Here is a 9,178-nt window from a genome sequence, read left to right as displayed (position 1 = left end):
CGTCCGCCGCTCGACGCCGTTATCGTTCCCCGAAGGTTCAGATAACTCGTTTCCGCTCGACTTGCATGTGTTAGGCCTGCCGCCAGCGTTCAATCTGAGCCATGATCAAACTCTTCAATTTAAGATTTTGTTCGGCTTAATGAATACTGAACATTACATAAAGTAATGTTTGAATTGACTGTGCTCTTATTGGTTTTTACTTTTGAAAAAGTAAAACAAAACAGCTCAAGGCTGCTTCCCAATTCGAATGGTCACTTCGTTTCATTGAAACCTAATTTGATACCGAGGTATCTAATTGGATTATCATCAACGAGTGCCCACACAGATTGATAGGTCTATATTGTTAAAGAGCTTGCTTTGCGAGAAGTTTTTCTCTCAAAGCGGAGGTGCATTCTAGCGATTTAGTTGTTAGTGTCAAACACTTTTTTAAACTAATTTTTTGTAGAAGCTTTTTACCTCTTCGACCCTGCTAAAGCCTTGTGGCGTCTGCCGTGTCGATGGATGCGCATTATAGGGAGAAGATTTTCTTTGGCAATACTAAAAGTGCATTTTTTCTAAAAAAACACGCCAAATGGATACTTTCCATCCAACCCTAAAATTACCCAGAAATAACACTCAGGATTTATACAATTTACCCACAAAAAGCTGTGGATAACTACTCATCACTATCAAAGAAATAAGAAATACGCGAACGCGGATTTAGATACTCTTCTACTTTATCCGGTAATTTTGACGGATGAATCGCGTTAACTATCTTTATATCTTTTGATGCAAGATCAATGATTGGCGCTTGCGTCCTTGGTACTGATGGATCGTAAACCAAGACATTCGGGAATAATAGATGCGATGCATTCACTGAGATAACCAGACCGACCATATTATTAGAAAGCTGAACTACGGTACCCGGAGGGAACACGCCCATAAACTTAATTAGGATGTTCAGGTGCTCTTCTTTATATAGGTGTTTACAGTTCTTATATAAATGAGAGAGTGCGGTATAAGGAATCTTTTGATCTGAGACTATCGGTGTATGACACAAGTTATCAAACGCATTGGCTACAGCAATAATTTGAGCAAACTCGTTGATCTCATCTCCTTTCAGGCCTTTAGGATAACCAGATCCATCTCTTAGCTCATGGTGCTGCGCGATCACAATTCTCGCGACTTCGGGAAAAGCCTCGATTTGACTCGCAAGATCGACGCCATATTTAGTGTGTAACTTTAAGTAGTTGGTTTCTGGCTCTGTTAGAGGTAGTTGCTTTCTTAATATTGCAGTCGGGATTTTTATTTTCCCGATATCATGGAATAGTGCGGAGAAGGAAAGCTCTTTCAACTGTGCTGCTGAGTACCCTTTAGCACGGCCAATCATCATAGAGATAACAGCCACGTTCAATGAATGGAAATAAATATCTTCAAACTCATTTTTTCCGTTCATCAGATGTAACGTAACATTATCATCGCACATTAACTTCTCGACGATATCTTCAATAAGAAGCTTTGCTTCATCAACTGCTGCTGTCGGACGGTTACGGATTTTAGTCATGACTGAACGCATACGAGCCAGAGAGCGCTCAAACTCTTTTTCACACTGAATCACGCGTCGACGGTATGCACTTAACTTTTCTATGCGGTTTTGTTTTTCTTGCCACATTTTTTGAGTTTCATGATCTAACGACGCTTCATTTGTTACTCTGTCAGCTTGTCTTTGATCAACAGGGAGTGGAACGGCATCGCTTTGCTCCGGATTAAAGTAAACGAACTTTACGCCGAGGTGGCGGATCATCTCGACTTGCTCTTGGTCTTTAATCTTAAAGCTATTGAGTAGAAAGGGGTGATCGTTCCACTTTAGCGGAAGACGGATATGTAATCCGGGTTGAATACGATCGACCGTTAGTTTAATGGCTGCCACTTATTCACTACTGATTTATATTTCTTAAGAGAGTTAGAATACTAGTAAATTTTGTGAATAAATTCATCAGTAACTATCAAAACATCAAACCGTTATTTCTAAGCGACTCACTTAATTAGATAGAAGTAAGCTACTTTAAGGAGCGATCTGCTTTGCGTATTTTAAGCTTGGCCTCGAACACTGGCTTGTCTATTACTTCTTGATCTTTGACTAGCCCCATTAACGTTTGTACCGCTACACGGGCCATGTCACTGATAGGAAAGTGCACTGCTGATACTGTAGGGTAAAGACTTTCACAAAGATCAACACTGTCAAAGCTAGTTAATGAGATTTGCTCTGGTACAGAAATACTGTGCTCGTGTAAGTACTGCATTGCGCCAACCGTCATTTCTTCACTGCACGAAAAGACAGCCGTCACATCAGGGTGTCGTTGTAAAATTGCAGCCATTGCATCATAACCACTTTGCCGGCCATAATTCCCTTCTTCACACCAGCTTTCATCAATATCTATACCAGCATCCTTCATTGCATCAATATACCCAAGCTTTCTCAATACACTGTTATGACGTTGGGATGGACCGGCAATACAAGCAATCTTTCGATGACCACCAGCTAAAAGGTGCTCAACGGCAATACGACTTGCATGATGATGGTTAAAGGTAACACAACGCTCTTCTATTCCTTCCACGTAGCGATCCAGGAGAACGAAAGGTGTTGGCTGTTTAGCTAATTCACATAAGTCATCATCTGACAAATAACGACTATGAAGTACATAGCCGTCACAACGTAAATCATTAAAACGCTGAATTGCCTCTTTTTCACCTTGTGCAGAATGATGGCCTTGAGCTGTAATCAAAAACTTCTTATGAATATCCAGCTCGGTCTGAACCTGCTCCATCATCTCGCCAAAGAAGCCCCCCGTATAGTAAGTCACCAATAACCCAACCATATTACTGGATGAGGTTGCGAGTGAACGAGCAATTGCACTGGGACGATAATTCAATTGCGCCATAGCCTGCTCTACTTTTTTTCGAGTTTCCTCACGAAATTTCCCCTCTCCATTAATAATTCGAGAAACGGTAGAGCGATTTACACCGGCGAGTTCGGCTACATCTTTAATCCTTGCCATAATGCTATTGGGTCCAACTGCAATTGTTATTAAATATTCGTTTGTATAGAACGGCTGCCAGCAATTCGTAAGGTGCTATAGGGGGCGAAGCTGGCAGCCTTTAATCATACACTGACCATTTGATTGGTAGAAACAAGCTCAGAGTAATCCGTGACAGTTATACCATGATGAGCTAACTGTTCTTTTAAAATGGGAGAGGTAAGAACTTGTAACTCTAGCTCTCGCTGAAGCGCATAACCACTCTTTAAGATAAGCGCCTGATCGGCCTCTGCCGGGTGGCACATCACCTCAACCAAGTCATAGTCAGCTTTTAAGCTCAATAGATGTGCCATTAAGCCATCCAAACTCACTTTTTGATCATAAAACTCATCAGTAAAGATATACCTGATTGTCATCGATTCTTGACACAAGCCAGTGCCCCGCAGTGGCACTCGGTATTCATTCGCTACTTCTTTAATAACGGGCAAAATTTGAGGGTGAGTATGCGCGTGATGATGGCTATCTAAGTGGCTTAGCTCTAACCCAAGCGATAAAAAATGTTCCACCTGAGCTTTTGCTTCATCATAAACGACCTGAGTTTCGAAGTCCTGCTTACTCCAAAGTTCGTCATAGTTGATAAAGTGCGCTCGGCCGTTGGTCAAGTTAGGATGCTTCGTTATAGGCACACCTGCTGTAAACCTAAGATGAACGCCAATTTTCAAGTCTGGATTATGGCGAGCTAGTTCTAAGGCATGTTGCTCAGCATCCATACCCACCATCATGGTGGTTGAATGAACCACACCTTGCTGATGAGCTTTAACGATGCCGTTATTTACACCTCTCGTTAAACCAAAATCATCAGCATTAAAAATGACTTTCATTGGCGTCCTTCCTTAGTACTACAACGTCGTTAGTTTAAATTGAGGTAAATACGGAGCGTTCACCGCTAGGATATCATCCAGGATTGACTTGGCGCGGCCAATGTCAGGCACCAATGGGTTATTGGTTAATGCCATAAGCGCCTTGTCATAATTACCTTCGACAGCAGCTTCTATTGTTAGCTGCTCATACGCTTTAACTTGATGGAGTAATCCTTTGATATTGTTTGACAACTCGCCAACCGCAAGAGGTTTCGCCCCCCAGCTACCAATCACGGCACTACATTCAATCACAGCATCGTCAGGTAGGCCGTTGATCGCTCCATTATTTAAAACGTTAACAACATGAATACTATTACGATTGTTATAAATTGAATCAACTAGGTTCAGTGATGCATCAGAATAATAAGCACCACCCCGCTCCTCTAACTCTTTCGGCTTATGATCGAGGGTAGGATCTTGATAGAGCTTAAATAGCGCATTTTCTGTTTCCATTACCTGCTCAGCACGAGTGCCTTTTTCATCGGCACTTTGTTTCTCTTCAGCAAGCATGGCATCAGTTTGGTAGAAGTAACGATGATAAGGACATGGTATCGCCCCCAGTGCTTTTAGAAATGCCGGATCCCACGGCTCTTCCCAGATATTCTTCATACTGAAGTTGGCACCATCACCGACTTTCTCTAATACCGTTTGAGTAATATCTTCCCCATTGAGCCATGCTTTGTGTACCCACACGAGATGGTTTAACCCAGCAAACTCAAGTTGCAGCTCTTTTGGCTCGCACTCCATCATTTCTGCAATCATCATTTCCATTGAAACGGGCACATTGCATAAACCAATACTCTTTACTTTGGTGTACTTACTGACCGCTTCGGAAACTAAACCCGCTGGGTTGGTGAAATTGAGCATCCATGCGTTTGGAGCCAACTCTTCAATGTCTTTACAGATATCAAGAATGACCGGAATGGTTCGCAGTGCTTTAGCAAAACCACCAGGGCCCGTTGTTTCTTGGCCGATGACGTCGTACTTGATTGGGATTCGCTCATCGTTAGCGCGTGCAGCAAGGCCACCAACACGAAACTGCGTCATCACAAAATCCGCATCTTTTATCGCAGCACGGCGATCGAAACCGGCTTTTATCTCAATTTTTGCTCCGGCTTTATCGACCATTCGCTGAGCCAATCCTTTGATGATCTCAAGCTTCTCAGCTCCTGACTCAATGTCCACAAAATGGATTTTCTTAACGGGTAAATATTCTAAGCGCTTAATAACCCCTTCAACCAATTCCGGGGTATAGCTACTACCACCGCCAATAATGGCAAGCTTGATCGCCTCTCTAGACATTTTCATCCCCCTTTATTTGTTCGAGATTTTTTTGTTCAGTGCGACGATTTCTACAGCCATCTCTTGAGCCAAAATCGTAGTCATTAGGTGATCTTGAGCATGCACCATCACTAACGTCATCGGGACTTTCCCTTCTCCCTGATCTTCTTCAATAAGCTGAGTCTGTATTAAGTGGGCTTTATTAATGCACTCTCTTGCTTGAGAGAGCTTCTCATCAGCCGCTTCAAAATCTTGTTCTCGAGATAAACGCAATGCCTCGTAGCTTAAACTTCTGGCTTCACCAGCATTGCAAATGATCTCCATTACAACCAATTCTTGTTCCATCATTTTCTCTCCGAAAATCGGGCCGCGGTAATTGCGGCCCATTAAGCACAGTTAAGCAGTAACGCCTTCGCCTGACGGCTGCGTGTCACCTTTAGTTTCCTTCGTCGTTGGTAGTTCTTGCTCCAACATTTGCTTCTCAAACATTTTGAAGAATGGGAAGTAGATGATTAGATCAAGAATTAATAAACCAATGACGAGCAATACTGGCGCAAAGGTCCAACCGCTACCCCACGAAGCACCTATCAGTGCCGGTGTTGTCCAAGGTGTTGTAGCGACACCCATACCCACAAAGCCGACATGCACAGCAAAATACGCAATCGTAGCGTTGATGACTGGAGCGAAGACGAACGGGATAAACAAGGTCGGGTTCATCACAACTGGGCTACCGAAGATCACTGGTTCGTTGATTTGGAAAAAGCCAGGCACCGCACTCATTCGACCAATGCTCTTAAGGTGAACAGAACGGCTAAACGACATCAGCATAACAAGAGCAAGTGTTGCACCAGAGCCGCCAATAAAGATGTAAAAATCCCAGAACGGTTGAGTAAATACATTTGGAATCGGTTCACCTGCAACAAAGGCTTCAATGTTGGCACCAATGTTGGTCAAAAAGATTGGAGAAAGCAGTCCAACAACAATTGCAGCACCATGAATACCCGCAAACCAAAGCAGCTGGCAAAGCAATAAAGCGCCAATAATGGCAGGCAATGAGTTAGACGCACTAATTAGCGGTTTAAAGATAGCCATAACAGCATCTGGAATCAGCATGTCGTACTGGGTTTGTACGAAAAGGCTAAGTGGATATAAGGTAATGAATATCGCTAAGACTGGTAGCAATACTTCAAATGATCGCGCAATCGCCGGTGGCACCTGCTCTGGCATGCGAATCGTAATATTGTGCTTTTTCATAAAACGGTAGAGCTCCACCGAGAAAAATGCACACATCACTGCGGTGAAGATCCCGGTTCCGCCCATGTGAGACATAGACAACGCGCCATCTTTAGCTGGGGCCGCAATGAGTAAAAAAGACATTAGTGACAATACAGCACTCGTGATCCCATCCATCTTGTAAGCCTTCGCTAAACTATAAGCAACGCCCAGCGAAACAAAAATGGTCATGATCCCCATCGACATGTTGTAGGGCATCATTATGGTATCAAAATGTGTAGTGGCGAAATCGAGCCAAATTCGACCAAAAGTAAAGGTTGTATCTTCGGCAAATGGGGGGAATGCAAAAATCAAAATGAAACTACCGACAATAATAAACGGCATTGCGACAATAAAACCGTCTCTCATTGCGCGAACATGGGGCTGATTCCCCACTTTAGCTGCTATAGGGGCTATATGCTTTTCGACTGCGCCTATAATTGCGTCATAAAGCTTCATAGAATCCATCCTTATTTTAGGCAAAAGAATCCCGCATCAAATATTTATATTTGATGTACAGTTATCTTTTTAATTTAAAACTATAGTTTAGTTAATTAATTCTAATGCTTGCTCTAGTACTTCTTCTCCCTTCATCATTCCATAATGCTGAGGAGAAATAGCATCAATGTTTTTACCATGCTCTTGCGCCGTTTTTCTTAGCTCTTCTAGCTGAAAACGTACTTGAGGCCCGAGAAGACAAACATCGTACTCTTTAATTACATCTTCAAACGCATTCACTGACATTGCATCAATTTTGCACTCAATTCCTTTATTTTCAGCAGCTTGCTCCATTTTCTTAACAAGCATACTGGTGGACATCCCTGCGCTACAGCATAAAAGGATCTTTTTCATAGCCTTACTCCCGTTGTGTAAATTTCAACCTGTAAAAACTGTAGCAAAAATAACCAAGACAAAAAAGCGCAACCGGTTGCATTATTCGTGAACACAATCCCAATTTAGAAAATACTACCTATTTTTTTGTAATTATTTAGGTCTAGGATAAAAGTCATAAAATAATTTAAGACATCACATTAAGTTTCAAATTATCAATATTTTACTACTGACAACGTCGTTATTAATTTCTTAAAAGGAATAGAGAATGAAATTTAATAAATTGGCTATTGCAGCGCTTGTAAGTGCCGCACTATCACAACACTCATTTGCTCAAACCGACTCTAAAGGCACCATTTATCTAACGTTTGATGATGGACCAATCAATGCATCTATTGACGTTATTCAAGTACTTAACCAGGAAGATATCAAAGCGACGTTTTACTTTAATGCTTGGCATTTAGATGGAATTGGTGATGAGAATGAAGACCGTTCCCTAGAAGCCTTAAAGCTCGCATTAGACACTGGTCATATTGTTGCGAACCACAGTTACGATCACATGGTGCACAACTGCGTGGATGAGTTTGGACCGAACAGTGCTGCGGAGTGTAATGCGACCGGGGACCACCAGCTTAACTCGTATCAAGACCCTGTTTACGATGCCTCAATGTTTACGGAAAACTTATCTGTGTTAGCAAAGTATTTGCCGAACATTACAAGCTACCCGAACTACAAGGCAACAGAGTTTGCTAGACTGCCCTACACCAACGGTTGGCGCGTGACGAAAGACTTCAAAGCAGATGGGTTATGTGCCACGTCTGATGACCTGAAACCTTGGGAACCAGGATATGTATGCGATACATCCAACCCATCCAACAGTGTAAAAGCAGCTATCGAGGTTCAAAATATCCTAGCGAATAACGGCTATCAAACTCACGGTTGGGATGTGGACTGGGCACCCGAAAATTGGGGCATTGAAATGCCAGCAAACAGCCTTACAGAAGCAGAAGCATTTCTTGGATATGTGGATTCCGCGTTAAACACTTGTGCACCAACAACGATTAACCCGATCAACTCCAAAGCTCAAGAGTTCCCATGTGGTACACCTTTACACGCCGATAAAGTTATCGTATTAACTCACGAGTTCCTATTTGAAGATGGTAAGCGTGGCATGGGGGCAACGCAAAACCTGCCTAAGCTCGCTAAGTTTATACAGTTAGCAAAACAAGCGGGTTATGACTTCGACACAATGGATAACTACACGCCGAACTGGCAAGTTGGTCATAACTACGACGCTGGCGATTACGTCTTACACCTAGGTACTGTATACCAGGCTGTAACAAACCATACTGCACAACAAGATTGGGCACCGTCTCCAACCTCTAGCCTCTGGACAAATGCGGACCCAGCCACTAACTGGACTCAGAATGTTTCCTATAAACAAGGCGATGTGGTGACTTATCAAGGTTTGCGTTATCTAGTTGATGTACCGCACGTGTCCCAAGCAGACTGGACTCCGAACACTCAAAATACCTTGTTCACAGCTCTATAGGCTGTTCTTACTATCACCATGTAGTAGTTTGCGCGAGGCATACCCCTCGCGCTTTTTTTGTTTTGAAGATCCAGATACAACAAAGCCCCGACTTCCATCGAGGCTCTGTCTTAAAATATGGTACCTGCGAGTGACTTGACTGGCAGGCACTCCTGACGCCACCGCGAAGGCAACGCTAACTTTCTTTTGATATTTACGAACACCTAAAACGACGAAAGGCCGCTATAAAAGCGACCTTTCTAATATGGTACCGGTGGGCGGACTTGAACCGCCACGCCCGAAGGCAACGGATTTTGAATCAAATT

At 42.9% G+C, this 9,178-nt stretch carries 8 protein-coding genes and 1 rRNA gene; 1 reads left to right on the top strand and 8 read right to left on the bottom strand.

Features of this window, described 5'->3' with window-relative positions; all coding sequences use genetic code 11:
* From KI742_RS21995 to KI742_RS21960, 8 genes are all read right to left on the bottom strand, one after another.
* Positions 1 to 121, bottom strand: a 16S ribosomal RNA gene (locus KI742_RS21995); the annotation flags it as partial.
* Between the two features lie 534 nt (positions 122 to 655).
* Complete coding sequence (locus KI742_RS21990) at positions 656 to 1,909, bottom strand: HD-GYP domain-containing protein (RefSeq protein WP_213987480.1); 1,254 nt, start codon at positions 1,907 to 1,909, stop codon at positions 656 to 658.
* Positions 1,910 to 2,039: 130 nt separating this feature from the next.
* Positions 2,040 to 3,038, bottom strand: a complete 999-nt coding sequence (locus KI742_RS21985; RefSeq protein WP_285386283.1) for a LacI family DNA-binding transcriptional regulator — start codon at positions 3,036 to 3,038, stop codon at positions 2,040 to 2,042.
* A gap of 104 nt (positions 3,039 to 3,142) precedes the next feature.
* Positions 3,143 to 3,898: a chitin disaccharide deacetylase gene (chbG, locus tag KI742_RS21980; RefSeq protein WP_285386285.1), complete on the bottom strand. Its 756-nt coding sequence runs from the start codon at positions 3,896 to 3,898 to the stop codon at positions 3,143 to 3,145.
* A gap of 18 nt (positions 3,899 to 3,916) precedes the next feature.
* Positions 3,917 to 5,239 carry a 6-phospho-beta-glucosidase gene (locus tag KI742_RS21975; RefSeq protein WP_005381048.1) on the bottom strand — a complete coding sequence of 441 codons (1,323 nt, stop codon included), beginning with the start codon at positions 5,237 to 5,239 and terminating at the stop codon, positions 3,917 to 3,919.
* 12 nt (positions 5,240 to 5,251) lie between these two features.
* Positions 5,252 to 5,563 carry a PTS lactose/cellobiose transporter subunit IIA gene (locus tag KI742_RS21970; protein ID WP_031777269.1) on the bottom strand — a complete coding sequence of 104 codons (312 nt, stop codon included), beginning with the start codon at positions 5,561 to 5,563 and terminating at the stop codon, positions 5,252 to 5,254.
* A 51-nt stretch (positions 5,564 to 5,614) separates the two neighbouring features.
* The gene (locus tag KI742_RS21965) at positions 5,615 to 6,949 is read right to left on the bottom strand and encodes a PTS sugar transporter subunit IIC (RefSeq protein WP_005381064.1); all 1,335 of its coding nucleotides are present in this window, start codon (positions 6,947 to 6,949) and stop codon (positions 5,615 to 5,617) included.
* Positions 6,950 to 7,036: 87 nt separating this feature from the next.
* Positions 7,037 to 7,342, bottom strand: a complete 306-nt coding sequence (locus KI742_RS21960; protein WP_020480920.1) for a PTS sugar transporter subunit IIB — start codon at positions 7,340 to 7,342, stop codon at positions 7,037 to 7,039.
* Positions 7,343 to 7,589: 247 nt separating this feature from the next.
* On the opposite strand from KI742_RS21960, the gene KI742_RS21955 reads away from it, so the two are divergent.
* Positions 7,590 to 8,873, top strand: coding sequence for a carbohydrate-binding protein (locus tag KI742_RS21955; protein WP_017821842.1), 1,284 nt, complete (start codon positions 7,590 to 7,592; stop codon positions 8,871 to 8,873).
* Positions 8,874 to 9,178 lie beyond the last annotated feature (305 nt).

The sequence above is a fragment of the Vibrio sp. D417a genome, assembly GCF_030248595.1.
Taxonomy (GTDB): Bacteria; Pseudomonadota; Gammaproteobacteria; order Enterobacterales; family Vibrionaceae; genus Vibrio; species Vibrio alginolyticus.
This window is presented reverse-complemented; position numbering and strand designations above follow the sequence as displayed.